The sequence below is a fragment of the Winogradskyella sp. genome, assembly GCF_013213835.1.
Lineage (GTDB): Bacteria > Bacteroidota > Bacteroidia > Flavobacteriales > Flavobacteriaceae > Winogradskyella.
In genome coordinates this window covers 325,318-349,192 of the sequence record NZ_JABSSU010000003.1, presented here as the reverse complement: position 1 = coordinate 349,192, position 23,875 = coordinate 325,318, and the positions used below count along the sequence as shown (strand labels likewise).

The window sequence follows — 23,875 nt, the reverse complement described above, 5'->3', positions numbered from 1 at the left end:
TTTAAATCTCTAATTCTTCAATTGTTTAGAAATACTTTTAACTTCGTACTTCTAACTCCTAACACAATATAATGTCTAAAGTTGTTTTAATTACAGGTGGTTCTTCAGGAATAGGAAAATCTGTAGGCGAGTACCTTCAAGAAAAAGGCTTTACAGTATTCGGAACCAGTAGAAACCCTAAAAACTACCCAAATAGCAAATTTCCAATAGTGGCTTTAGATGTTACAAAAAAAGAAACCATAGCATCTTGTGTATCTGAGGTAGTTGAGAAAGCATCAAGAATAGATGTTTTAGTGAATAATGCAGGTGCAGGTATTACTGGGCCAGTAGAAGAAATCCCAGACGAAGAAATCAAACGAAATTTTGAAACCAATTTTTTTGGACCTATTAACGTTATTAAAGCCGTTTTACCAACCATGCGTAATCAAAATTCTGGAATGATAATAAATGTGACTTCTATTGCAGGTTATATGGGTTTACCCTACAGAGGAGTTTATAGTGCAAGTAAAGGTGCGTTAGAAATCATTACCGAATCTTTTAGAATGGAACTAAAGGATTTTAATATTGAGATGACAAATGTTGCGCCAGGTGATTTTGCCACAAATATTGCTGCTGGTCGCTATCATGCACCAGTTTTAGAAGACTCTCCATATAAAGAGAAATATGGATTTTCTTTAAAGACTATGGATGAGCATGTTGATGAAGGCAATGATCCAAAGCAAATGGCAGAGGCTATTTATAAAATTATTGAAACCAAGTCCCCAAAAATTCATTATAAGGTAGGTGCGTTTATGCAGAAGTTTTCTATTGTTTTAAAACGCGTGCTTCCAGATAAAGTTTACGAAAAGATGTTGATGAATCATTATAAACTTTAATTAAAGGGCTTGTTAATATATTCTGAAAAGTTATTAAACTGAAAGCCTGCTTTATATTGTAAATTCGCAGCAACTAAAAACACAACAAAACAAATATAATTCACAATGAAATTTTTTATTGACACAGCCAATCTAGATCAGATTAAAGAAGCTCAAGATATGGGTATTTTAGATGGTGTTACAACCAATCCATCTCTTATGGCTAAAGAAGGTATTACTGGTACAGATAACATTATGAAGCATTATGTAGATATCTGTAATATTGTAGACGGAGATGTTTCTGCAGAAGTAATTTCTACTGATTTTGAAGGTATGGTTAGAGAAGGTGAAGCTTTAGCAGAGTTACATGACCAAATCGTTATTAAGCTTCCAATGATTAAAGATGGAGTAAAGGCTTGTAAATATTTTTCAGATAGAGGCATTAAGACAAACGTTACTTTAGTATTCTCACCAGGACAGGCATTACTAGCTGCAAAAGCGGGTGCGACTTATGTATCTCCTTTTATTGGTCGTTTAGATGATATTTCTACAGATGGTTTAAATCTTATCGCAGAAATACGTCACATTTTTGATAATTATGCTTTTGAAACAGAGATACTAGCAGCTTCAGTTCGTCACACCATGCATGTTATTGATTGTGCAAAATTAGGTGCGGATGTAATGACTGGACCTTTATCTTCTATTACAGGGTTGTTAAAACATCCTTTAACAGATATAGGCTTAGAAAAATTCTTAGCGGATTACAAAAAAGGAAACTAGAGGAAACCTAATAATACAATTTTAAAAGCATCTTATTTTTGAACAATAAGGTGCTTTTTTTGTAGCAATTTATCTAAGGTCTCTGAAAAATCAGGTTTATAGATGTTAACATTTGGGTGAAGAATAATACCATTCTTATTCACTATAATCGCTTTGTTAAGATAATTTATAGCAAGCGTTCTTTTTGCTTCTTCAGGATCTTTAAATCGATACTCATACGTTTTCGGAAAATCATAGTTTTCTATGATTTCTTTCCAAGATGCACTGTCGTTTCTATTAAGATTAATAGAAACAAAATCAACATTCTTAAAACGTGACTTTAAATCTCTTACTTTATAATGACTATTTCTATATTGCATCTTAGAGTTTGAAGACCAAAAATGAATAATTGTAGGTTTGGTTATAATATTCGGCAAATTGTGTTCAGTCTCGTCAAAATTAACTACAGCCAAATTTGGTAATGGATTACCTTGTCTCAGTAATTTTAAGGATGCAACCAATTCGGTCATAGCCTTTATGTCATTCTTATTTGAACTTTTTTCAACATAATAATCCAACATTTCATTGGCTTCAGCTTCTGTATGATTATGACTAATATAGTCAGCCGTCTTATATTTTAACAGCTCATTTTTGATAGTTTCATCTTCAATGATGCTATCAATTAAATCGAGCTTAGACTTATTATAGCTCATAGAGTGTCTATCAAACGCACTATGAAAATTATTTTTCTTGTAATAAGAATGTGTAGCTAAATTATCAATATGCGAAAACAGGAAACGATTATATGTATAGAAATGACTTAAATGTCTTGCATTGTAATCTATATCTTTTCTGTAAGCGTAGAAATCTTCAGGTAAGTCTTTAATATGAATCAATTTGTTGTTGCCAAAATATGCAAAAGGATAAATCTCTTTATTGGCGTAAGCGTTGTAGTTGATATTGTCTTCAATTACAGATTTAAAGAATTCTGATTCATCATTATGCTCTAGAAATTCATAAAATTCATTGAGTTGTTTTTCTCTATGACTTTCTATGTATTCGTTAAAGGCTTCGGGTTCTAACTTTGTATGCTTAATCAATTGCATTTGATCTTGCTCATTAGTTAGGTATGTTTTGATTAAGTAATTATTACGTTTAGCACCATTACCTGTAAAAACAAGTGATTCGTCAAAGTCATAGGTGTTTAGTCGAAACATTATACTGTCCTGAGGTTCTAAAATCACCATTTGGTATTCACCACCATGTGTAATGGTATAAAGGCCAGGCTTTAGATTTTCAATTTTATAGATAAACCTATTGTCTTCATCCAAAGATATAGAGTCTACAACTTCTCTCTGTGTATTGTACAATACAACGTCATTATTTTTTGGATTAATAATTTCCCCACCAATGTAGGCGTAGTTGGTTTGGTCACCTTCGATAACCTTACAACTGATGATTATTGACAAAAGGAAAAAAATTACAAAATAATGTATGCTCCGCATAGGATTAATTAACACAGTTAGCTGAACAAAAATATATGTTGCTATAAAAATCTCTTGTTAAGGCCTCGTTAAATGTTGTTATATGACTATTTATTTCGTTCAGTCGCTTTAATTTTCTACTTTTGCCGAAAATTTAAAACCTATAAAATGTTATCAGTTTCTAATCTTTCGGTACAATTTGGAAAACGTGTACTTTTCGATGAAGTAAATACCACTTTTAATAATGGTAATTGCTATGGAATTATTGGTGCTAATGGCGCTGGCAAATCTACTTTTTTAAAGATTTTATCAGGTAAAATGGATCCTACATCAGGACATGTGCATTTAGAGCCAGGAAAGCGTATGTCTGTTTTAGAGCAGAATCATAACAAACATGATGACGATACGGTTTTAGAAACAGTTTTAAAGGGTAATAAACCGTTATATAATTTAAAGACTCAAATTGACGCCTTATATGCAGATTACACCGATGAAAACGCAGAAAAGATTGGTGAGCTTCAGGTTGAGTTTGAAGAAATGAACGGCTGGAATGCTGATAGTGATGCCGCTGCAATGCTATCTAACCTTGGTATAAAGGAAGATTTGCATTACAGTTTAATGGGCGATCTTGATGGTAAGCAAAAAGTTCGTGTGTTATTAGCTCAGGCCTTATTCGGAAATCCAGATGTGTTAATCATGGATGAGCCTACCAATGATTTAGATTACGAAACTATTTCTTGGCTTGAAAACTTTTTAGCAAATTATGATAATTGTGTTATAGTTGTATCTCACGACCGTCACTTTTTAGATGCGGTCTGTACACACATTTCAGATATTGATTTTGGAAAGATTAATCATTATTCTGGTAACTATACATTCTGGTATGAGTCTTCTCAGTTAGCCGCAAAACAACGTGCACAACAAAACAAGAAGGCAGAAGAAAAGAAGAAAGAACTAGAAGAGTTTATTAGACGTTTCTCTGCTAACGTGGCAAAATCTAAGCAAGCCACAAGTAGAAAGAAAATGATAGATAAACTGAATATCTCAGATATAAAGCCAAGTAGTCGTCGTTATCCTGCAATTATTTTTGAACGTGAGCGTGAAGCTGGTGATCAAATTCTTAATGTTGAAAAATTATCTGCCAGTATAGATGGTGAGGTGTTATTTAGCAATGTAGATATTAATCTTGCTAAGGGAGATAAGGTGGTAGTATATTCTAAAGATTCTAGGGCAACCACAGCATTCTATCAAATTATTAATGGTAAGGAAGAAGCAGATTCAGGAAAATATGCTTGGGGTGTGACTACAAATCAGTCCTATCTACCTCTAGATAACAGTGAATACTTTGATAATAAACTGACTTTAGTAGATTGGTTACGTCAATGGGCAACTACTGAGGAAGAACGCGAAGAAGTTTATATTCGAGGATTTTTGGGTAAAATGATCTTTAGTGGTGAAGAAGCATTAAAAACGGCAGATGTTTTATCTGGAGGTGAAAAAGTACGTTGTATGTTAAGCCGAATGATGATGATGAGAGCAAACGTAGTTATGGTAGATGAACCAACAAATCACTTAGACTTAGAGAGCATAACTGCGTTCAATAACTCATTAAAGAACTTTAAAGGAACAGCACTATTAACTACTCACGATCATGAGTTTGCACAAACTGTCGGTAACAGAATCATTGAGTTAACACCAAATGGAGTTATTGATCGCTACATGACTTTTGATGAATACATGAGTGATAAAAAAATAAAGGAACAACGCGATAAGATGTACGGTGTAGAGGTTTAAAAAATTTCTGCGCTAATTTGCAGCCTCCATTTGACTTTTAACTTGATCAACAATTGCTATAGCTTTGTCTAATTCCTCGTTGTTGACATAAACTTCTTGGAACCCTTGATTTAAGGATCCGTAACCGGCCAATCGCTGCGATTCACCTTCATCTTTTATAATAGGTACAATACCCATGTGCTCTAATTCCTCTCTTACACGGGTTACTAAAATAAAATTACCTTGATAAACTTTTGTATAGTCCGAATTACTCATAATTATAGGTATTGATTAATACCTAAAAGTTACAAAAAATAATCCAGATAATGAAGTGATGTCATTATCTGGATGATGTGTTTTATCGAAATATAATTTTACTTATTTGTTGTAATACTTACTATTCCAAATGGAAGAGCTGAAGTTTTTGCCCGATACAAAACCATAGTAAAATGCAATGGCCACAACAAATTTAAAAACAAATAAAAATATAAGGCCAGCATTTTCAGCTGTAGGGCTGCTTAAAAACAAACCGTCTGGAATTAATCCGGTAATAACCAAGCTCATTAAGAAAAGTAAAAACAAAAAGTTTTCAAAGTTTTTAAAAGACCACATTTGCCAGCGTCTGTGTGGACTCAAATCATTTCCCCATTTATGAATTAAATAATAATAACCATTTGCAATTGGCGCAAACAATAATGGGTCATCGTAATTTTCTAGCTTAAATAGTTTGGCAGGTGCCACAATTTTAAAACCTTCAATTTTAATGTCGTGAATGTTCTCTAGTTCCTTGATTTTAGATATGGCCTCATAAGGTAATTCACCTTTAAAATACTTTGAATCTAAAAACCGCAGTCTGTAATCCACACATATTTTTTTAATCTGACTAATATGGTAGATGTTTTTGGTTTCTAACAAATCGAATGTAAATTTATTATCAATTTTATTTCCGTTGCTAGAAGCTATTGTTTTTTGAATAAGATCATCTTTAGCATCATCTTCTCTCAAAATAGTAGCAACTTGATCTAAAATATAAACTGATTTGTCTTTTGTTCTGAGAGCATTAAGTCTCTCTTCTAGGTTAGTCCTTTTCATCTGCATTTTTCTCTTTTTTGTATAAAAATAGTACCCATTCTTAATTGATACAAAAATTTAACATTCATGCATAGAGCACTATTTCAGTATTTTATAGCTAAGCCCTTGTCATTATTGGGTTAAGTATTATTTATAATTATTGTAAATAAAGTTGTGATAGATAAATCCAATGAAAAAATAAATAGATAGTATCTCATCGTATTTAAGTGCGTCTTATTGTTTTATAAATTTGAAGAAACAAGTAATTAACTAAAAAAACGATATCACATGGATCATTCTAACAACGGCGATATAAGCCAATGTCCTTACATGAGTGGAGCACAAAAACTCACAGCAGGACGAGGAACTAGTAATAGAGATTGGTGGCCGAATGAATTAAAATTAAATATTCTTAGACAGCATGCTGCGAAATCAAATCCAATGGGTGATGATTTTGATTATGCTGAAGCTTTTAAAAGTGTTGACTATGATGAATTGAAAAAAGATCTTATCAACCTAATGACGGATTCTCAAGATTGGTGGCCAGCAGATTATGGTCATTATGGCGGATTTATGATTAGAATGGCTTGGCATAGTGCTGGTACATACAGAGTAGGAGATGGACGTGGTGGTGCAGGAACAGGAACGCATCGTTTTGCACCATTAAATAGTTGGCCAGATAACGGTAATTTAGATAAAGCAAGATTGTTACTTTGGCCAGTAAAAAAGAAATATGGGAACAAAATTTCTTGGGCAGATTTAATGATTTTGGCTGGTAATTGCGCTTTAGAATCAATGGGATTCAAAACATTTGGATTTGCCGGAGGACGCGAAGATGTATGGGAACCAGAACAAGACATTTATTGGGGAAATGAAACAGGTTGGTTAGAAAATGATGAGCGTTATGATACTAAAGATGGCTTATTAGAAGGAGACCTTGGAGCGGTGCACATGGGATTAATATATGTAAATCCAGAAGGCCCAAATGGTGAACCAGATCCTTTAAAGTCAGCCCACGACATTAGAATAACCTTCGGTCGTATGGCAATGAATGATGAAGAAACAGTAGCATTAGTTGCTGGAGGACATACCTTTGGAAAGGCGCATGGAGCTGCAGATCCAGATAAATATGTTGGTGTAGAGCCACACGGCGCATCTATTGAAGAGATGAGTACAGGTTGGAAAAACACCTATCAGTCAGGCGTATTAGATGATACGATTACGAGTGGGCTAGAAGGTGCATGGACGCCAAACCCAACACAGTGGGATGCAGATTATTTTGACGTGTTGTTAAACTATAACTGGGAATTAACTAAAAGTCCTGCTGGTGCACACCAATGGACACCAACTGCAGATTCAAATGCACGTATGGCACCAACCGCAAGTGGTAACGGTCAACAAGCTTTAATGATGTCAACAGCTGATATGGCACTTAAAATGGATCCTGCATTTAGAGAAATTTCAGAACGTTTTCATAAAGATCATGATGCTTTTGCAGATGCATTTGCTAGAGCATGGTTTAAGTTAACGCACAGAGATATGGGACCAATTGACCGTTATTTAGGTCCAGAAGTACCAAGTGAAGAATTAATCTGGCAAGACCCAATACCAAAAGTAGATTATACATTAAGCGACTCAGATATCACTTCGTTAAAGAAAATGATTTTAGCTTCTGGTTTAACAATCTCAGAATTGGTAAAAACAGCTTGGGCATCTGCTTCTACGTTTAGAGGTTCAGATATGCGAGGTGGTGCAAACGGTGCACGAGTGCGTTTAGAGCCTCAAAGAAATTGGGAAGTAAACAATCCTGAAGAATTAAATAAGGTATTAAATGTACTAGAAGGTATTCAGAATGAATTCTCAGGTACGATATCAATGGCGGATTTAATTGTATTAGCAGGTAATGCGGCTATAGAAGAAGCAGCTAATAATGCAGGTCATTCTATTACAGTGCCATTTAGTCAAGGAAGAGGAGATGCTTCACAAGAACAAACTGATGAAGTGTCTTTTGGTCATTTAAAGCCTATAGCAGATGCGTTTAGAAATTACATTAACGAAAAGGTTGATGTAGCATTTGAAGACTTATTAGTAGATAAAGCTAATTTATTGACATTGTCAATTCCAGAAATGACGGCTTTAGTAGGTGGAATGAGAGTATTAGGATCGAACTATGACAATTCAAATCATGGTGTATTTACTGACAACATAGGCCATTTAACAAACGATTTCTTTACAAATATTTTAGATTTCACGTATACATGGAGTGCAACATCAAATGATGATACCATATTTGAAGGTCGTGACCGTAGAACAGGTGAAGTCAAATTTACAGGAACAAGAGCAGATCTTATTTTTGGTTCAAATACAGAACTTAGAGCGGTTTGTGAAGTTTATGGTGCAAATGATGGTGAGGTAAGATTCATTAACGACTTCGTTACTGCTTGGTCTAAAGTTATGGACTTAGATAGATACGATTTAAAATAATAATTGATTAGTAGTAAATCCAAAAAAGGAATGTGTTGTTATGATGCATTCCTTTTTCTTTCAAATAGATCATAATGAACGAACAAGAATTATTTTTTAGAACCATACAATCTGGTAATATTGATAACGTCAAAGCGCAATTAAACACAAACCCACATGTTGTCAATGCCGTTGACGCAAGAGGTTTTACACCACTGATATTTGCAACCTATTTTGGTCAAGAAGCTATTGCTCAATTGCTAATTGATAACAAAGCCCATGTAAATGCTCAAGATGGCTCAGGTAATACAGCGTTAATAGGAGTAAGCTTTAAAGGGAATTTAGAGCTAGTACACATGCTTCTTAAAAATAATGCGGATGTCAATATTCAAAATAACAAAGGTGCAACCGCATTAATTTTTGCCGTGCAATATAATCAAGAAGCTATAGTGAAAATGTTATTGCAAAATAATGCCGATGTGTCTATTAAGGATAATGATGGGAAGAATGCTGCAGATTATGCAAAAGAAAAAGAACATACAGACTTATTAGAATTATTTTAATAAGGACAAAAAAAAGCCTCGACATCGAGGCTTTTTTTATTTAAAATATGATTTCTTAGTTCATATGGTTTTGTAAAAACTCAGCAGTCGCTTCGTGAGTAGCTTGCATACCAGATTTACCTTTGTTCCAGTTTGCTGGACATACTTCACCATTTTCTTCAACAAATTGTAAAGCATCAACCATACGTAACGCTTCATCAACGTTTCTACCTAATGGTAAATCGTTAACGATTTGGTGACGTACAATACCATCTTTGTCAATAAGGAATAAACCTCTATACGCGATTAGTTCACCGTCGGCTTGTAGCATATCATTTTCATCGTAAAAATAATCACCAGCTAAAACGTCATAGTTTTTAGCGATGGTTTTGTTTGTATCTGCTACTAATGGGTAAGTGATACCTTTAATTCCTCCAAGGTTCTTATCCATCTGTAACCAACCAAAGTGTGATTGCTCTGTATCCGTTGATACTGCAATTACTTCAGTGTTTCTAGATTTAAATTCTTCTAATTTTTCTTGAAATGCGTGTAATTCTGTTGGACAAACAAACGTAAAATCCTTTGGGTAAAAGAATAATACAACATGTTTTCCTTTAAATTGTTCTAATGAAAAGTCTTCAACAAATTGACCTCCATTTACAACAGCTTGAGCGCTAAATTGTGGTGCTTTTTTTCCTACTAATACAGCCATTTTATATAAATTGATTTTAGTTTTCGGCTGCAAATATAAATAAAGGACTAGTCTAGCTATATAGCATGTGTAAATTAATTTAATGATATAATAGTGTAAGACTATTAAAATGCCTCAACACCTTGTGTTTACAGTAAATTTATGATATTTATAACAATTCTAATTAAGACTTTTTGTGGACATATTCTTATCTTTATTAGGAATCAAAAAAAGAATTATTATGAAGAATTTGTTTACTCTTATTGTTACGTTATTTCTCTTTACGAGTTGCGCAGTTGTTAGGCCCGGTGAGGCTGGTGTGAAGCAAAAACTTGGGAAACTAGACTCAAAAGTTATCACCCAAGGTACTGTTTTTTATAATCCAATTACTACAAAAATAGTTAAGGAGTCAATACAGACCAATAACCTAGAGTTGGTGCTTCGATTACCTAGTAAAGAAGGTTTAAGTGTTGATTCTGAAATCTCCATTTTATACCGATTAGAAGTTGAAAAAGTACCTAGTATTTTAGAAAACATAGGTCCAAATTTTAAAGCGGTTATTACAAGTGTTTTCAGATCAGCCTCTGCGGATGTTTGTTCACAATTTTTTGCTAAAGATATGCACTCTGGAAGAAGAGCTGACATAGAAGAAGCTATTCAGAAGAAAATGGCTGAAACCTTAGATAATGAAGGTATAATGATTGAAGCTGTTTTAATGAAGAGTATTCAACTGCCAAGAGGTTTATCTACTTCTATTGAACAAAAATTACAAGCAGAACAAGATGCTATGCGAATGGAATTTATTTTACAACAAGAGCGATTAGAAGCTGAAAGAAAAATTATAGCCGCTAAGGGTACTAGAGATGCTCAAAAAATCTTAAGTGAAGGCCTTACAAAAGAAATTATTCAATTGAGAAGTATAGATGCTTTTAAAGAGCTCGCGAAATCTGCAAACAGCAAGGTGATTATTACCGATGGGAAGACACCTTATTTAATAAATTCTGACGATAAAAAGGAATAGTTAAAATCTATATCAATTAAAAGTGATACGTTTTTGTAATTGTCAAGAACGTATCATTTTTATTTTAAGACGTAATGCTGCAAATAATAATGTCGTAAATGGGCTTAACCAATTAAATATGGCATAGAAAAAGTACTCTCCTACACCAACACCTAATACACCACTTTGGTAAGCTCCACAGGTATTCCAAGGAATTAAAACCGATGTTACTGTACCTGAATCTTCAAGCGTTCTACTTAAGTTTTCCGGCGCTAAGCCTTTGTCCTCATATGCTTTTTTAAACATTTTTCCAGGTACTACGAGCGCTAAATATTGATCTGAAGCAGTTACATTTAATGCTAAACAACTCGCTACAGTACTTGCAAATAAACCAAAGGTAGATGAAGCTATATTTAAAAGTGCTTTACTAATTCTCGCCAAGGCACCAATAGCATCCATGACACCACCAAAAACCATTGCACAAATGATTAACCAAATAGTGCCTAACATACCTTTCATGCCGCCAGAGGAAAATAAATCATTGAGTTCTTTACTTGTAGTTTCCACTGAAGTATCAACAGTTATAGCTTTCATTACTCCTTTATAAGCAGATTTGAAATCTAAGGTTTCGGTCTCAGCTATAGCTTTTATGATGTCAGGTTGGGCGATAACTGCAGCAATTCCGCCAAGTAGTGTTCCGATTAATAATGCTACTAAAGGCGGTGTTTTCTTTACAATAAGGGCAATAACAACTACTGGGACTAGAAATAACCAAGGTGTAATGTTAAAAGCACCTTTGATTGCACTTAATTTATCTGAAATGTCAGGTGTTCCTGTAGTGTCTATAGATAATCCAATTATGATGAATACAATTAGCGTTACCGTTATGGTAGGAATAGTGGTTATTGACATATATTTTATATGAGCAAATAACTCACCTCCTGCCATTGCAGGAGCAAGATTTGTTGTGTCACTCAATGGCGACATTTTATCACCAAAATAAGCGCCAGATAATACTGCGCCGGCTGTCATACCTAAAGATATTCCTAGCGTTTCACCAATTCCTATAAGTGCGATACCTACTGTTGCCGACGTCGTCCATGAACTGCCGGTAGCTATCGAAATTATAGCACATATGATGACACATGCTGCTAAAAATATAGTTGGATTAAGAATTTGTAAACCATAATAAATCATCGTTGGAATAATACCACTTACCAACCAAGTACCAGCTAGTGCGCCAACCATGAGTAAAATTAAAATAGCACCAGATGTAGATTTTACATTTTCCGCTACTTCATCTATCATTCGTTTGTAAGATACTTTATTGTAAAACCCTACTATAGCAGCAACTGCAGCACCAAGGAGAAGAATAAATTGGTTACTTCCACTTAAGGCATCATCACCAAAAACAAAGAAAACATTATAGAAAAGCATTGCAACAAGGGCAAAAACAGGAATCAAAGCTTCCCAAATATTTAACTCGTTATTTTCTATAATTTTTTGATTGTCAGCTTCTATCTCTGTAATATGATTTTTTTCTTCCATAGTTAGTTCATTGTATCCGTAATGTTACAACATTGTGCGGCCATTTGCAAATACAGAAAACCGTACTTTTGCATTCTATTTATTATGGATTCAATAACTCAAATGGTTTTAGGTGCTGCTTGTGGAGAGGCAGTTCTAGGAAAAAAAATAGGGAATAAAGCGGTATTGTTTGGCGCCATAGGTGGTACCATTCCGGATTTAGATGTTTTTGTTGGTAGTTTACTTTATGCCAATGAGATTGACGGTATGCTGTTTCATAGAGGCTTTATGCATTCCATATTGTTTTCAATTTTAGGGGCGTTTTTGTTTGGATGGCTTACATTCAAACTTTATGATAAGGGTAAACGGCGTGGCTCAACTAATCATAAGGATTGGATATTATTATTCTTTTGGTCTTTATTAACCCACATGTTCTTAGATAGTTTTACACCTTACGGAACACAGTTATTTGCACCATTTTCAAACTATAGAGTGGCGTTTAATAACATAGCTGTTGCTGACCCATTTTACACAGTGCCTTTTTTGATATGCCTCATTACTTTAATGTTTTACAACCGCAAGAATAAAAAACGTCGTTTTTGGCTAAAAATGAGTCTTGGTTTGAGTTCTGCGTATATGATTTTTACGCTTGTTAATAAGGTACACATTGACAATGTTTTTGAATCATCACTTGAGACAGAAAAGATATCTTATACAAGATTCAGTACTCAACCTGCCATATTGAATAATATTCTGTGGTATGGCATTGCCGAGACTGAAAAGAATTATCACGTCGGATTCTATTCCTTGCTTGATAGAACAAATCAGTTTTCAGATTGGAAGATCATTCCAAAGAACAGAACAATATCAATTTCAGATTTTGAAGATATTAAGGATTTGGCGTGGTTCAGTAATGGATATTATAATGTTGAATCTTTAGGTGATGAGAACTACCTATATAAAGATTTAAGGTATCCGTTGGTAAAAACTAAAGAAGGTTATAAAGCTGTTTTCAACCTTAGATTATTTGAAACAAATGGCAGGTTAGATATGAAGCCATTTGAGCCTGAAATGGAAGATTTTAATTATACCATGAAAGCCCTATGGGAACGCTTAAAAGGAAAATAAGCTTTCTCGTCAGTTCGAGTGATTCCGAATGTAAACTCGGAATTGTATCGAGACTTTTTAATTGAAAATAATCTTCAATACAATTCCGTAATAGTTTATTTAAACCAATTCAGGTTTTAAAATATCAAGTTCAATCATGCAATCCTTCATCATTTGGTAAGTGCGTTCAATATCTGCGTCTAAACCAATTGAAAAACGTATAAGTCCATCACTAAGTCCCATTTCTTTTTGTTCATCTTCAGGTATTTCAGAAGACGTAGAGCTACCTGGTGCAGAGAATAATGTTTTGTAAAACCCTAAACTTACAGCCAAATATCCAAGGTTGCGTTCTTGCATCAGTTCCATAAGTTCATTGGCTTTTACTAGGGAGCCAACATCAATAGTGAGCATACCACCAAAACCATACTTCTCGTTCATCATAGATGAAAATAAACGATGAGAAGGATGCGATGCTAATCCTGGATAAACCGTTTTTAAGCCATCACTTTCAAATTTTTCAGCCAAATACATGGCGTTATTACTGTGCTGTTGTATTCTAATATGTAGCGTTCTTAAATTCTTTAGTACTGAAGCTGACCTTAAGCTATCCATTGTTGAACCCAATAACATCGCAGCACCGTCATTTACATTTCTTAATTGGTCAATGAATTCTTGTGTACCACAAACAACACCACCAACAGTATCTGATGAACCATTTATAAACTTTGTTAGACTATGTATAACGACATCAGCACCTAAAACAGCGGGTGAAATAGATAAAGGTGAGAATGTATTATCTACAACAAGTTTAAGGTTATGCTTTTTTGCTAAGTCAGCCAAGCTTTTGATATCTGCAATTTCTAGCAATGGATTACTTACAGACTCACAATACAAAACTTTTGTTTTGGGTGTAATAGCAGCTTCAATGACGTCTAGTTTTGTAATGTCTACAAATGAGGTTGTAATTCCCATTCGTGGTGCAAAATTTTTTAAAAATGCATAGGTGCCGCCATAAATAGTTCTGCTACTTAAAATGTGCTCTCCAGAATCACAAAGCTGTAATAAGACAGGCGTAATAGCACCCATTCCAGAAGCGGTTACAGTAGCCGTTTCTGTACCTTCCATAGCAGCTAAGGCTTCACCTAGGTAAAGGTTGGAAGGTGAGGAATGTCTAGAGTATAAGTAACAACCATCTGCATTGCCTTCAAATGTGTCGAACATGGTTTTTGCAGATAAGAATGTATACGTAGAAGAATCTGAAATAGATGGATTCACTCCACCAAATTCTCCAAAATATTGTAGGTCTTGAATTTTGTTAGCAGGCTTAAATGACATATGTAGTGATTTATTAGTTTAATGCAAATTTCCGTATTAAAAGAAATAAAATCAATATATATTTAACAATACAGAAAATAAAACTAATTTTTAATTAAAAATTAGAATAAAAGTTTATTTTTGATTTGAAACATGCTTGTTTAGCGAAAAAACAAAAGTTATGATAGATGAAAAAGACAAAGAACTGCTAAGATTACTTCAAGAAGATAGTAAACAGACTAATAAGTCTTTATCTAATAAATTGGGATTGTCAGTAACTGCAGTGTTTGAACGTATTCGAAAACTAGAAAACAATGGAGTAATTACAGACTATGTGGCCTTACTAGATAAAAAGAGGATAAACAAAGACTTTGTAGCCTTTTGCCATGTGAAGCTAGTGCAACATTCACAAGATTATGTCGTGAGCTTCGAACGACAAGTGGCTAAGTTAGATGAAGTGTTAGAATGCTATCATATTAGTGGCGATTATGATTACTTATTAAAAGTGATGGTTGAAGATATGGAAGCCTTTAGAGAATTTATGGTTAAAAAACTCACCAAGATTAATCATATAGGTAGTACTCATAGTATGTTTACAATAAATGAAGTAAAACATACCACAGCTATTACGTTATAATATGAAAGAATCGTTATATAAATTGATTGAACTTTTTGTTCTTTTTGTTATAATTCCGGTAACACTGGTGATTAACTTATCGATTAGATTAAAAATAAGTATCGCGTTGATTGGTTTAATATATACAATTGTTCTCCTTGTACGAAGTTTAAAAATGAACTTTCGTATTTCAAAACAAATAGAATGGTTAAAGTTCTTTAAGCATTTAGGTGGTAAATTTCTAGTTCTTATTTTACTGACTACTTTTTATGTCTACGTTTACAATAGAGAGAACCTTTTTGGTGTTATTTCTAAGGATCCTAAAGTATGGTTGTTTTTTTCTTTTGTATATGTTTTTTGCTCAGTTTATCCTCAAGAAGTAATCTACAGAACCTTTTTTTTTATGAGATATAAAGCTCTTTTTAAAAACGAGACTATGTTGATTTTAGTAAATGCCGTGCTATTTTCTTTAGCACATCTTTTTTTTAGAAATGCACTAGTAATGATACTCACTTTTCTTGGTGGTATTGTATTTGCGTTAACTTATCATAAAACTAAATCCACATTATTAGTTGCCATAGAGCATGCCATTTATGGTTGTTGGTTATACACTGTTGGGATGGGCGAGATGCTTGGTTTTCCTACTTAATTTGTATATTTAACAACATTACTGTCTATGGAATATAAAAGCATAAAGGAACTTTATAAGAGTATTTTTAAGTCTTACGACAAACCTTCATTAGAAACGCACATACAAAGAATTATGGATCTTGATAGGTTTCTGCCTTATAGCTCAACATTCTTTTGTATCACCAACACACAAAACCTTTCCTTTGAATATATCAGTAAAAATTACGCGACATGCCTAGGTTTATCTGCGGAAGAACTAAAGTTAAAAGGTATGCGCTATTTTTGGGATAGAATTCACCCTGGTGATCTAAACAGTTGGTTAAAAGCGCTAAATGAATTAATGCAATTTACACTAACTAATATAAGTTTGGAGGATAGGCAAAAGGCAAATTACACATGGAATTACAGGTTTAAAAATGCAGATAATGTCTTTGTTAACATCATTCAAAACACCACACCTTTAGCATTTGACTCTACAGGAAAACCTATCATTGGTCTTGCGCATTATACAGTATTGCATCCTAATGTTAAGATGGATATTACTGCTTCTGCCAAGTTGCTTAATGACAACAATGAGTATGATACCGTGTATTTTAATTCCTATTCGCAGAAGTTATTATCAGGAGGCATAAGCAATAGAGAGCGCGATATCATAAGACTGTTAATTCAAAATAAAAGTAGTAAAGAAATTTCAGAACGTTTAAATATTAGCTCACATACCGTAGATACACATCGTCGAAATATTCTGAAGAAACTAAATATATCCTCTACAGGCGAATTAATTGGGATTTTAAAGCTCAATCAAAACCTAATTTAAATACTTTTTTATTTGAAGTACATTTTTAAGTGAAAATACTCAATTTGAGTATTGCACAAGCTTGTGATAAGAGCGACATTTGAATTGCTATTAATTATTCTATTAGAGGAACCTAGTTGAGTGTCAATAAGATTTCTTATTGGCACTTTTTTTATGAGTGTGTTTTCCTAATAAAGTCTTAATGTAGTTGTCTTATTGATATTTTATGTATTGTTTTAGGTACTTAATTTAAATACACCATCAACTTGAAGAATTTTTCACCAATCAAAAGACAAAAACAACAACTAAAACAATTTACAGTTTTATGCTTAGGTTTAATCCTAATCACTTCATGTAAAAGTATTGAAACCTATAATGAAGCTGTAGCAAAACTTCATCCTGTAGAAGACGTACATGAAGATATAGATAAGCTATACAAGCAATTAAGGCGTCATCATCCAAGATTATATCAATACACATCAAAAGAGCAGTTAGATTTTAAATTTGATAGTCTAAAACAATCCATTACCGAACCAATCACAAGTAGAACGCTCTATAAACAATTAGCGCAAGTTACAAAGTATGTTGGCCAAGGTCATATGTCTATAGCACCTTCAGATAAACGTTTCAAGAGAAAAGAACGAAAGGCATTAAACAAGATGAAGTTTGATATCAATAATATTGATACCGAATATTTAGATGATAAGCTATTTATAAGAAATGCCCGAAAGAAGGATACTGTTTTAATTAATACAGAAATCATTGCAATCAATGGACAGAAACCTCAAGATCTGTATAAGAGTTATTTGCCTTTAGTGGCTTCAGATGGCTATAATACAACGTTTCAGCCGCGTGTAGTAGGTGATTATTTCTTTACTTACTACAAGTTAAACAATGGACGATTTGATAGTATAAGTTTAACGTTACGAAATTCAGATTCAACATTTGTTAAGACTTATAAACGTTTGCCTAGAAATCTCAGTAATGTTTCTAAAGACTCAACGGTCACCGATTCCATTAAAACAAAACAAAAATTAACCAAAGCAGAGAAGAAGGCAAAAAAATTGGCGTTTAAGAAGAAGAAAGAGGAGAGAAGTAAGAAGGGTTTTGATTATAACAGAAATGAATTTAGGCGAGAACTCACGTTTATAGGTAAAGACAGTACAGTTGGTTATTTAAGAATAAAAAGTTTCACAGGATGGAAATACAAAGGCTTCTACGAGGAAACATTTAAAGAATTAGATTCCTTAAAAACCGAAACACTCATCATAGATTTACGTAATAATTTAGGTGGAAGTCTCAAAGAGATAAATACTTTATATTCTTATTTAACAGATGAAAATTTCACGTTTATCAACCTGAGTGAAGTCAATAGCCGTATACCACTTATGAAAGCTGCTATGACCAATACTAGAAGTACATTTGGTAAAATTTTGACAGGGATTTTTTCGCCGATCATAGTGACGCATAACCTGATAAAGACAAAAAAGAAAAATGGTAAAATATATTATAAGTTTAAAGCTTCTAAAGAGCAAGAACCAAATCCATTAAACTTTAAAGGCAAGTTATATGTGCTGATTAATGGAAACTCTTTTTCAGCATCTTCAGTCCTCTCTACTACGCTAAAGGGAACCAATCGCGCAACTTTTGTTGGTGAAGAAACTGGCGGTGCATACAACGGTACTGTTGCTGGTCAATACAAAACCTATGAGTTGCCGAATACAAAAATTAAAGCTAGGATTGGACTAATGCATGTAGACTCACCATATAAAACGACACCTGATGGTTATGGGATAAAGCCAGATGTTGAAATATTACCAACATATCAAGATAGATTGGATGGTGTAGACCCAGAATTAGAATGGATTTTACAAGATATTGAAAAGGAAAAATAACTTATAAGATTAGCGGAAATATAGCTTTAAAAATTCTGAAATATTTCCGCTTAAATTGTACTTTTGTAATCATTTTAATCGAAAAATTTTCTCATATATGAATTCATACGATGTAGCAATTATAGGTTCTGGTCCTGGTGGATATGTAGCAGCAATCCGTTGCGCGCAATTAGGCATGAAAACAGCACTTATTGAAAAATATTCAACACTTGGCGGAACATGTCTTAATGTAGGTTGTATTCCTAGTAAAGCCTTATTAAGTTCTTCTCATCATTACGAGGAAGCTACAAAGCATTTTGCTGACCATGGTATCGAAATTCCTGGTGAGATTAAAGTAAACCTCGAAAAAATGATTGCTCGTAAGCAGGCTGTTGTGGACCAAACTACTGGTGGCATTGATTTCTTAATGAAGAAAAACAATATTGATGTTTACGAAGGAGTTGGTGCGTTTAAAGATGCGACTCATATTACAATTGAAGGTAAAGATGCTGGCGAAATTGAAGCGAAATATTCAATCATTGCAACAGGTTCTAAACCTTCTAACTTACCTTTTATTTCTTTAGATAAAGAACGTATTATTACATCTACAGAAGCTTTAAAACTTAAAGAAGTACCAAAGCATTTAATGATTATTGGTGGTGGTGTTATTGGTTTAGAATTAGGACAAGTATATCGTCGTCTTGGTGCTGAGGTTACTGTTATTGAGTACATGGACAGAATCATTCCAACTATGGATGCAGGACTTTCTAAAGAGCTTAATAAAGTATTTAAGAAGGCTAAGTGCAAAATGATGGTATCGCACAAAGTGCAATCGGTTGAGCGTAATGGTGATGAAGTAATTGTAAAAGCTGAAAACAAAAAGGGCGAGCTTGTGGAATTTAAAGGTGACTATTGTTTAGTATCAGTTGGTCGTCGTCCATATACAGATGGATTAAATGCCGAAGCTGCTGGAGTAAAAATAAATGATAGAGGACAAGTAGAAGTCAATGAACATTTACAAACATCTGCACCAAATATTTATGCCATTGGTGATGTTGTAAGAGGTGCAATGTTAGCGCACAAAGCTGAAGAAGAAGGTGTGTTTGTTGCGGAAACGTTAGCTGGGCAAAAACCACATATAGATTATAACTTAATTCCTGGTGTTGTATATACTTGGCCAGAAGTTGCTGCTGTTGGGAAAACAGAAGAAGAATTAAAAGAAGCTGGTACTGCCTATAAAGTTGGACAATTTCCATTTAGAGCACTTGGTAGAGCAAGAGCAAGTGGTGATATTGACGGATTTGTGAAAATCTTAGCAGATAAAACTACAGACGAAGTTTTAGGTGTACACATGATTGGTGCACGTTGTGCAGATTTAATTGCCGAAGCAGTTACAGCAATGGAATTTAGAGCATCTGCAGAAGATATTTCAAGATATTCTCATGCGCATCCTACGTTTGCAGAAGCAGTAAAAGAAGCTGCTTTAGCTGCAACTGATGATAGAGCATTACATGTTTAGTGTCATTCCTGCTAAAGCAGGAATCTCAAAATAAAGAAGCGAATTGGTCACTGAGGTTCTCGAAGTGCAATTCGCTTTTTTTATTTTAGCCATATAAATGCCAAAAAAAGTCTAACTATAATGAAAATTCTTCGCTCAATATTTCCCGTTTATTATTGGTTGATTTTAATGGTTGGAGTTGTTTTTTTGTTTGCTAATCAACCTAATGCTTATATTTTGTTAAATCTTGCTGCGACATTGTTTTTTATTAAAATAGTAGTTGTTATACATGAAATTGGTCATCTATTATTTGGTAAGTTAGTTGGTGGTAACCCAAAGAGGATTGTATTAGGAAAAAGTCATCAGCTTAAAAGATTTAGCATTTTAAATGTTAAAATAGTTTTGAATAAAGATTTTAATGGCGGTTTTGCTTTTGTAACCTTCCCTAAGGGTAAGAAAACAAAATTTAATCAGTTTGTCTTAACTTCTGGAGGGTTTTTAACCAACTTTCTAATCGCTTATTTATGCTTTATTATAGGTGGTTTTAATCCGTTGTTTTTATCTGGGAAGTATGGTTTGGACTTTAACTCGACTTTTATCATAACAAATATTCTTATAGGAGTATTTAGTCTCATACCTTATTATGTAGACTATTAAGGAATGAAAGTATCAACAGATGGACTTACTTTAATAAAATTACTTTTTCAAAAGAAAAATGATTCAAATATTGATTTTAATGACTTGTTAGATGCTAATGAAAGGGTTGAGGAAAAAGATTATGATAAAGCAATTGAGCTTTATAAAAACTACATAGAGCATGAGGAAACCTTTGTGTTAGCTCGCTATAATATAGGATATGTCTATCTTAAAAAAGGACTGGTAGACGAAGCTATAGATTGGATGAGTTCTTGTTTAGAGCATGTAGATAAAGAAAAAAACAAAATGCTGTATGCTCATGTTCATAATGGATTAGCTTGGGCTAAACTATTAACCGATGATAAACAAGATATAGATATCCTATCTAAAAAGGCTTATTCTATAAATCCGAAATTTATACATTTCATTGGGACTAGAGGTTCAGTTTTAATTGAATTAGGGAAAATTGATCAAGGGCTAAAATTGTTATTGCCTCAAGTAGATTTTCAATTTCCTAATAGTCAAACTTTATCATTGTCTATGTATATTTATTATGCTTTCATCACATTAGAAGAAAGTAAGAAAGCAATGAAATATTATAATTTTATTTCTAAAAATGAAGATAAATTAGAGACTGACGATTTAATTCTTTGGAATTTAATTCAGAATAAAGTTTCAAAAGTTAATGTATCATAACTCTTGCATCAAATCTGCAATACGCATACGTTTTGAGTAATCATCTTCATTAATATCTCTTACAAAACAGTACGCACTAATTTCTTCGTTTTTAACTTTGTTAGTTAATTCTTCGGTCGTGAAAGGACCATATTCTTTAGATTTTGAAATGTAATAGAACTTATGGTCATAAATGGTATTTGAAACTTTCTTCTTGTATTTTTCTTTTAAAAATGCTTGAATGTCTTCCACAGAATTCAATTCCTCATCATAGTTAGTTGTATTAATATAAAGAGCAAACTCTTCTTTACCTTCATTATCAAGAACCAATATGTCATCGTCCTTAAAATAGGCTTTAACAGTGATTAGACCATCTTCAGTTTCAATAGAGAAGACATTAAGAATATCAACCGACCAAGATGTTCTTATAGTTTCATTTTTACGAGATATTTCTAAGATATTATCTTCTTTGAAAGTATATATAGACTTTTTCTTAGAAATGCCATTGACTAGAACCCAGCGTTGATTTATGAAAAGCGACTCATAATGACGCTCATAATTAAACGGTTTTAAATTCGGAATTCTATTATGTAGATAGTTGTTCATCAAAGTAGGTCAGTAGCCGTGCTATTGTAACGTGCAATTTGGGTTTTTATTTACCTAAATTTAATATTTTTCTAGGTGATTTAAAACTTCCTTCTTGTAACTTCGACTAATTGGTAACGCATTTCGATGAATTGTAACCTCTTCGTTAGTAAACGATTCAATTCTAGAAAGGTTTATAATAAAAGAACGATGTATCCTTAAAAACTGATGTTGAGGTAGTTTAGCTTCAATGGCGCTAATAGTTTCGCGTGTAACGATAGTTTCACTTTCAGAACTCTGATTTTTGATATGAATTTTAATATAGTCACTAAAACTCTCAACGTATAGTATAGTAGTAAATTCAATTTTTACCATTCTACGGTTAGACCTTACAAATATGAAATCATTTGTATCATTACTTGAAGCTATTTCAATAACCTTAGAAGTGTTTATCTCAAAATATCTATTTACAGCTTTAAATAAACGTTCAAAAGAAATAGGTTTTAATAAATAGTCAACAGCTTGTAAATCAAAACCTTCAACAGCGTAGTCTCTGTAAGCAGTTGTAAAAATCACTTTGATGTTTGTATTAATAGATTTTGCGAAAGCAATTCCTGAAATTTCAGGCATATTAATATCTAAAAAAATTAAGTCTACTTTATGGTTATTGATGTAATTAAAAGCCTCAATCGCATTTTTGCATGTAGCAACGAGTTCTAATGCACTTATTTTAGAGATATGCGACGCAATAATATCACGAGCAACAGATTCATCATCTACAATAATACAAGTTACTTTATTGGACATTTGCTGGTTTAGATTTTAAATTTAAGATAAGTAAAACCGTGAAATTCGTTTCTGTATTGTTAATCGTTAGTTGGTGTTGGTTAGGATATGCCAATTCTAAACGTTTTTTAATATTCTCTAAACCGATGCCGTTCATTTTAATCGCTTCTGTTGTGCTGCTATTTTTTATTTTGAAAATCACTTCAGAAGTATTTGCTTCTATAGAGATATTAATATCTAAAATACCATTTTTAATGGCACCATGTTTAAAACTGTTTTCAACAAAAGGAATCAGAAGCATTGGTGCAACTTCTATATGTTTTGAATTTATAGATTTTTGAAGACTTACATTTAAAGTATCATTAAATCTAATTTTCTCTAAGCTTATATAATCTTCTATATGATTAATTTCATCATTTAAGCTCACAAAAGGTTTATCAACTTGATATAATAAATAATCTAAAAGATTAGATAATTTTAAAATCATATCTGGTGTTTCTTCAGCCTTTTTTAAGGCAAAGCCATATAACGTATTTAGCGTATTAAACAAAAAATGCGGATGAATCTGCATTTTTAAGTAATTCAATTCTTGTTCCTTAAGTTTTAATTGAGTTTCAAGGATTTTGGTTTCTAAAGCAGCATTGTTTTTAGATTGTTTAAGATTAAGCTGCAAGAGTTTAAAGGCGCTAACTACAACAACTACCAAGTATACACAAGTAATAATAAAAAGAGCACTTTTACTAATAGATGTAATGTTGCTAAACTCAAAATTAGTTAGGTAAGCTAATGCGTAAAAGATTGAAAATACTATTCCGAATACAGAAATAACAAAAGTATAAACGCTGTATAGCGTAAACTTATAATAATTCTTAGTGACTAAGTATTCTGGTATTAACTTATATACGCTAACATAAGTAGTAGCTATTGTTACTGGCATTAAAAAGATAGAAAAGTATAGCACATTAATATTAATTGCACTATCTACACTAAAAACGGAAGTGAAAAGAAATAGTACAGCTACCCAAAAAAGTAAATGAGCTAAAGCATGTTTTAGTTTTTTTAATACCATATTAATGTAATACTAATACAATGATAACTTATTTTTCTTTTTTATTTTGAGTTTGTAGACGAATGACGAATTTAGCAAAGGTTTTAGCAGATAGGTTAAAACCTTACTTAAAATAGTAATCTATC

The 23,875-nt window shown here is 33.0% G+C and carries 23 protein-coding genes; 14 read left to right on the top strand and 9 right to left on the bottom strand.

Annotation, left to right across the window (positions count from 1 at the left end):
- The first annotated feature begins 71 nt into the window (after nt 1-71).
- Nucleotides 72-875 (top strand): SDR family oxidoreductase, encoded by an 804-nt coding sequence (locus tag HRU50_RS04455; protein ID WP_296348584.1) that lies wholly within the window; start codon nt 72-74, stop codon nt 873-875.
- A 105-nt stretch (nt 876-980) separates the two neighbouring features.
- Nucleotides 981-1,634 carry a fructose-6-phosphate aldolase gene (fsa, locus tag HRU50_RS04450; protein ID WP_296348582.1) on the top strand — a complete coding sequence of 218 codons (654 nt, stop codon included), beginning with the start codon at nt 981-983 and terminating at the stop codon, nt 1,632-1,634.
- Between the two features lie 32 nt (nt 1,635-1,666).
- On the opposite strand, the gene HRU50_RS04445 is transcribed toward fsa, so the two are convergent.
- Nucleotides 1,667-3,082: a thioredoxin-like domain-containing protein gene (locus tag HRU50_RS04445; protein WP_296348581.1), complete on the bottom strand. Its 1,416-nt coding sequence runs from the start codon at nt 3,080-3,082 to the stop codon at nt 1,667-1,669.
- Between the two features lie 183 nt (nt 3,083-3,265).
- Between HRU50_RS04445 and HRU50_RS04440 the strand changes: the two genes are divergently transcribed.
- Nucleotides 3,266-4,891, top strand: a complete 1,626-nt coding sequence (locus HRU50_RS04440) for an ABC-F family ATP-binding cassette domain-containing protein (RefSeq protein ID WP_296348579.1) — start codon at nt 3,266-3,268, stop codon at nt 4,889-4,891.
- 12 nt (nt 4,892-4,903) lie between these two features.
- Here the strand turns inward: HRU50_RS04440 and HRU50_RS04435 are convergent, their stop codons facing one another.
- Nucleotides 4,904-5,146: a DUF2007 domain-containing protein gene (locus HRU50_RS04435; protein WP_296348577.1), complete on the bottom strand. Its 243-nt coding sequence runs from the start codon at nt 5,144-5,146 to the stop codon at nt 4,904-4,906.
- Between the two features lie 102 nt (nt 5,147-5,248).
- Entirely contained in the window at nt 5,249-5,962 is a 714-nt protein-coding gene (locus HRU50_RS04430) for a hypothetical protein (protein ID WP_366927341.1), read from the bottom strand.
- Nucleotides 5,963-6,229: 267 nt separating this feature from the next.
- Here HRU50_RS04430 and katG point away from each other — a divergent pair, with 267 nt between their 5' ends.
- Entirely contained in the window at nt 6,230-8,425 is a 2,196-nt protein-coding gene (gene katG / locus HRU50_RS04425; RefSeq protein ID WP_296348573.1) for a catalase/peroxidase HPI, read from the top strand.
- Between the two features lie 74 nt (nt 8,426-8,499).
- Nucleotides 8,500-8,967, top strand: coding sequence for an ankyrin repeat domain-containing protein (locus HRU50_RS04420; protein ID WP_296348570.1), 468 nt, complete (start codon nt 8,500-8,502; stop codon nt 8,965-8,967).
- A 55-nt stretch (nt 8,968-9,022) separates the two neighbouring features.
- Here the strand turns inward: HRU50_RS04420 and HRU50_RS04415 are convergent, their stop codons facing one another.
- Nucleotides 9,023-9,658, bottom strand: a complete 636-nt coding sequence (locus HRU50_RS04415) for a peroxiredoxin (protein WP_296348568.1) — start codon at nt 9,656-9,658, stop codon at nt 9,023-9,025.
- 220 nt (nt 9,659-9,878) lie between these two features.
- Here HRU50_RS04415 and HRU50_RS04410 point away from each other — a divergent pair, with 220 nt between their 5' ends.
- Nucleotides 9,879-10,658, top strand: a complete 780-nt coding sequence (locus HRU50_RS04410; protein ID WP_296348566.1) for a prohibitin family protein — start codon at nt 9,879-9,881, stop codon at nt 10,656-10,658.
- 42 nt (nt 10,659-10,700) lie between these two features.
- On the opposite strand, the gene nhaC is transcribed toward HRU50_RS04410, so the two are convergent.
- Nucleotides 10,701-12,185 (bottom strand): Na+/H+ antiporter NhaC, encoded by a 1,485-nt coding sequence (gene nhaC, locus HRU50_RS04405; RefSeq protein WP_296348564.1) that lies wholly within the window; start codon nt 12,183-12,185, stop codon nt 10,701-10,703.
- Between the two features lie 84 nt (nt 12,186-12,269).
- Here nhaC and HRU50_RS04400 point away from each other — a divergent pair, with 84 nt between their 5' ends.
- Entirely contained in the window at nt 12,270-13,292 is a 1,023-nt protein-coding gene (locus HRU50_RS04400) for a metal-dependent hydrolase (RefSeq protein WP_296348563.1), read from the top strand.
- 99 nt (nt 13,293-13,391) lie between these two features.
- On the opposite strand, the gene HRU50_RS04395 is transcribed toward HRU50_RS04400, so the two are convergent.
- Complete coding sequence (locus HRU50_RS04395; RefSeq protein ID WP_296348561.1) at nt 13,392-14,606, bottom strand: aminotransferase class I/II-fold pyridoxal phosphate-dependent enzyme; 1,215 nt, start codon at nt 14,604-14,606, stop codon at nt 13,392-13,394.
- A gap of 160 nt (nt 14,607-14,766) precedes the next feature.
- Between HRU50_RS04395 and HRU50_RS04390 the strand changes: the two genes are divergently transcribed.
- From HRU50_RS04390 to HRU50_RS04360, 7 genes are all read left to right on the top strand, one after another.
- Complete coding sequence (locus HRU50_RS04390; protein ID WP_296348559.1) at nt 14,767-15,222, top strand: Lrp/AsnC family transcriptional regulator; 456 nt, start codon at nt 14,767-14,769, stop codon at nt 15,220-15,222.
- Nucleotides 15,223-15,376: 154 nt separating this feature from the next.
- Nucleotides 15,377-15,850 (top strand): CPBP family intramembrane glutamic endopeptidase, encoded by a 474-nt coding sequence (locus HRU50_RS04385; protein WP_296348558.1) that lies wholly within the window; start codon nt 15,377-15,379, stop codon nt 15,848-15,850.
- A 27-nt stretch (nt 15,851-15,877) separates the two neighbouring features.
- Nucleotides 15,878-16,648 (top strand): LuxR C-terminal-related transcriptional regulator, encoded by a 771-nt coding sequence (locus tag HRU50_RS04380; RefSeq protein WP_296348556.1) that lies wholly within the window; start codon nt 15,878-15,880, stop codon nt 16,646-16,648.
- 245 nt (nt 16,649-16,893) lie between these two features.
- Entirely contained in the window at nt 16,894-18,522 is a 1,629-nt protein-coding gene (locus HRU50_RS04375) for a S41 family peptidase (RefSeq protein ID WP_296348553.1), read from the top strand.
- A 97-nt stretch (nt 18,523-18,619) separates the two neighbouring features.
- A complete protein-coding gene (gene lpdA, locus HRU50_RS04370; protein ID WP_296348551.1) occupies nt 18,620-20,020 on the top strand; it encodes a dihydrolipoyl dehydrogenase in 1,401 nt (466 codons plus the stop codon).
- 120 nt (nt 20,021-20,140) lie between these two features.
- Entirely contained in the window at nt 20,141-20,656 is a 516-nt protein-coding gene (locus tag HRU50_RS04365) for a M50 family metallopeptidase (protein ID WP_296348549.1), read from the top strand.
- Nucleotides 20,657-20,659: 3 nt separating this feature from the next.
- Complete coding sequence (locus tag HRU50_RS04360) at nt 20,660-21,331, top strand: tetratricopeptide repeat protein (RefSeq protein WP_296348548.1); 672 nt, start codon at nt 20,660-20,662, stop codon at nt 21,329-21,331.
- On the opposite strand, the gene HRU50_RS04355 is transcribed toward HRU50_RS04360, so the two are convergent.
- The 3 genes from HRU50_RS04355 to HRU50_RS04345 are packed head-to-tail and all read right to left on the bottom strand — an operon-like array spanning nt 21,326 to nt 23,750.
- On the bottom strand, nt 21,326-21,916 hold the full coding sequence (locus HRU50_RS04355; protein WP_296348546.1) for a hypothetical protein: 591 nt from the start codon (nt 21,914-21,916) through the stop codon (nt 21,326-21,328). The two genes, HRU50_RS04360 and HRU50_RS04355, sit on opposite strands and share 6 nt — an antisense overlap.
- Nucleotides 21,917-21,976: 60 nt before the next feature.
- A complete protein-coding gene (locus tag HRU50_RS04350; protein ID WP_296348544.1) occupies nt 21,977-22,702 on the bottom strand; it encodes a LytTR family DNA-binding domain-containing protein in 726 nt (241 codons plus the stop codon).
- On the bottom strand, nt 22,692-23,750 hold the full coding sequence (locus tag HRU50_RS04345) for a sensor histidine kinase (protein WP_296348543.1): 1,059 nt from the start codon (nt 23,748-23,750) through the stop codon (nt 22,692-22,694). Before HRU50_RS04345 ends, HRU50_RS04350 begins: the two co-directional genes overlap by 11 nt.
- Nucleotides 23,751-23,875: the final 125 nt, after the last annotated feature.

What these genes read in the sequence shown, in the direction of transcription:
- katG (WP_296348573.1), top strand. Translation starts at nt 6,230, where the DNA reads ATGGATCATTCTAACAACGGCGATATAAGCCAATGTCCTTACATGAGT.
- HRU50_RS04380 (WP_296348556.1), top strand. Translation starts at nt 15,878, where the DNA reads ATGGAATATAAAAGCATAAAGGAACTTTATAAGAGTATTTTTAAGTCT.
- HRU50_RS04440 (WP_296348579.1), top strand. Translation starts at nt 3,266, where the DNA reads ATGTTATCAGTTTCTAATCTTTCGGTACAATTTGGAAAACGTGTACTT.
- fsa (WP_296348582.1), top strand. Translation starts at nt 981, where the DNA reads ATGAAATTTTTTATTGACACAGCCAATCTAGATCAGATTAAAGAAGCT.
- HRU50_RS04430 (WP_366927341.1), bottom strand. Translation starts at nt 5,962, where the DNA reads ATGAAAAGGACTAACCTAGAAGAGAGACTTAATGCTCTCAGAACAAAA.
- HRU50_RS04360 (WP_296348548.1), top strand. Translation starts at nt 20,660, where the DNA reads ATGAAAGTATCAACAGATGGACTTACTTTAATAAAATTACTTTTTCAA.
- HRU50_RS04390 (WP_296348559.1), top strand. Translation starts at nt 14,767, where the DNA reads ATGATAGATGAAAAAGACAAAGAACTGCTAAGATTACTTCAAGAAGAT.
- lpdA (WP_296348551.1), top strand. Translation starts at nt 18,620, where the DNA reads ATGAATTCATACGATGTAGCAATTATAGGTTCTGGTCCTGGTGGATAT.
- HRU50_RS04355 (WP_296348546.1), bottom strand. Translation starts at nt 21,916, where the DNA reads ATGAACAACTATCTACATAATAGAATTCCGAATTTAAAACCGTTTAAT.
- HRU50_RS04455 (WP_296348584.1), top strand. Translation starts at nt 72, where the DNA reads ATGTCTAAAGTTGTTTTAATTACAGGTGGTTCTTCAGGAATAGGAAAA.
- HRU50_RS04350 (WP_296348544.1), bottom strand. Translation starts at nt 22,702, where the DNA reads ATGTCCAATAAAGTAACTTGTATTATTGTAGATGATGAATCTGTTGCT.
- nhaC (WP_296348564.1), bottom strand. Translation starts at nt 12,185, where the DNA reads ATGGAAGAAAAAAATCATATTACAGAGATAGAAGCTGACAATCAAAAA.
- HRU50_RS04365 (WP_296348549.1), top strand. Translation starts at nt 20,141, where the DNA reads ATGAAAATTCTTCGCTCAATATTTCCCGTTTATTATTGGTTGATTTTA.
- HRU50_RS04420 (WP_296348570.1), top strand. Translation starts at nt 8,500, where the DNA reads ATGAACGAACAAGAATTATTTTTTAGAACCATACAATCTGGTAATATT.
- HRU50_RS04400 (WP_296348563.1), top strand. Translation starts at nt 12,270, where the DNA reads ATGGATTCAATAACTCAAATGGTTTTAGGTGCTGCTTGTGGAGAGGCA.
- HRU50_RS04435 (WP_296348577.1), bottom strand. Translation starts at nt 5,146, where the DNA reads ATGAGTAATTCGGACTATACAAAAGTTTATCAAGGTAATTTTATTTTA.
- HRU50_RS04410 (WP_296348566.1), top strand. Translation starts at nt 9,879, where the DNA reads ATGAAGAATTTGTTTACTCTTATTGTTACGTTATTTCTCTTTACGAGT.
- HRU50_RS04385 (WP_296348558.1), top strand. Translation starts at nt 15,377, where the DNA reads ATGAACTTTCGTATTTCAAAACAAATAGAATGGTTAAAGTTCTTTAAG.
- HRU50_RS04415 (WP_296348568.1), bottom strand. Translation starts at nt 9,658, where the DNA reads ATGGCTGTATTAGTAGGAAAAAAAGCACCACAATTTAGCGCTCAAGCT.
- HRU50_RS04395 (WP_296348561.1), bottom strand. Translation starts at nt 14,606, where the DNA reads ATGTCATTTAAGCCTGCTAACAAAATTCAAGACCTACAATATTTTGGA.
- HRU50_RS04345 (WP_296348543.1), bottom strand. Translation starts at nt 23,750, where the DNA reads ATGGTATTAAAAAAACTAAAACATGCTTTAGCTCATTTACTTTTTTGG.